At 53.4% G+C, this 234-nt stretch carries 1 protein-coding gene; it reads left to right on the top strand.

All coding sequences use genetic code 11. From position 1 onward, the window contains the following. Nucleotides 1-47: 47 nt before the first annotated feature. Nucleotides 48-234: hypothetical protein (locus RG959_RS24955; protein ID WP_342799381.1), on the top strand; the 187-nt coding region annotated here is incomplete at its 3' end.

Genomic DNA, 234 nt, shown 5'->3' with positions numbered 1-234 from the left:
CCCGTGTTGCTACACTCGGCGAAGAGTTCGTGGGGATGCGTCCTACTATGCTTGTCAAAGTAGGTGATCGCGTCATTAAAGGTCAGGAGCTCTTCGAAGATAAGAAGAACCCTGGCGTTAAATTCACGGCCCCTGCCACCGGTGTGGTTTCAGAGATCAACCGGGGTGCCAAGCGCATTCTGCAATCCGTTGTCATCGATATCGATGGGTCCGACGAGCAGGTGACCTTTGAAC

This window comes from Domibacillus sp. 8LH (genome assembly GCF_038806185.1).
GTDB classification, from domain to species: domain Bacteria; phylum Bacillota; class Bacilli; order Bacillales; family Domibacillaceae; genus Domibacillus; species Domibacillus indicus_A.
Note: the sequence above shows the minus strand (reverse complement) of the source record. Positions and strands in the feature narration are given on the sequence as shown.